Genomic DNA, 899 nt, shown 5'->3' with positions numbered 1-899 from the left:
ATCTTCAGTCATTCACTGACGCTTTCAAGACTCACCCTGGCCCTATTGCTCGGTTTGTCTCCCGTGGTGCTGCATGCAGCCACCGCAGAACCGGTTGACATGTCGGCCGTGCAGTTGGAGCCGCAGGAGCAGAATGGTATTCGCTATCTGACGGGAGGCATCGGCCTGGATGAGTCAAAGGCCTTGCTCCAGACCCAGGGCTACAACCTTCACATGACCTTTTCAACGGGATCTGCCAATCAGTACGTCAGCAATGTCGACGTGGTGATCCAGAGCGAAAAAGGTAGCCCCCTGTTGTCGTTGAGTCAGGTGGGGCCCATCGTGTACGCGCAATTGCCGGCCAACAAATACCTGGTCATCGCCAGTTTGAATGGCCATGAAGAGCGCCACACCATTTCAGTCGGTGGTAAATCCATCGAAACGCTGAACTTGCATTGGAGTGAATAGCGTGCAACCCAGCATTACGTATCACTGCACGTTGCATGAGATGAGGCTGTTCAAGACAGACGACCGGCCTCTCGCTGCACGCTTGCTTGTTGAGCGGCATCTGGTGACGAACCTCAAGAACCAATACGCACGGGATGTTGCGCAAGACGTGTTACCTGGCAACTGCGATGCGGCAGAAGACCGCGCGCTGTTCGCCGAACAGTTGATCGGGATTGTCAGTCACGACCTGCGCAATCCGTTGGCGGCGATAAAAATGGCTTCGCAATTGCTCGGATGTCTTGACTTGCCTCCCAAGCAAGTACAAATACTCGGCCACATCACACACGCTGCAGAGCGCGCGCAACGTCTGGTGGCAGACCTGCTGGACTTCACCCTGAAGCAAGTCGGGCGAAGCATGGCGGTTTTTCTCAAACCGGTTGATTTGCACGCATTGGTGGGCGAATGCCTGGACG

At 55.4% G+C, this 899-nt stretch carries 2 protein-coding genes; both read left to right on the top strand.

The features are described 5' to 3' along the window. A complete protein-coding gene (locus tag AC1DH9_RS29955) occupies positions 1–447 on the top strand; it encodes a carboxypeptidase regulatory-like domain-containing protein (RefSeq protein ID WP_477809429.1) in 447 nt (148 codons plus the stop codon). A 103-nt stretch (positions 448–550) separates the two neighbouring features. Next, positions 551–899, top strand: a 349-nt coding sequence (locus tag AC1DH9_RS29950) for a sensor histidine kinase (RefSeq protein WP_477809428.1), incomplete at its 3' end; no start/stop codon positions are given.

This window comes from Pseudomonas sp. 05T35 (genome assembly GCF_056396605.1).
This window is presented reverse-complemented; position numbering and strand designations above follow the sequence as displayed.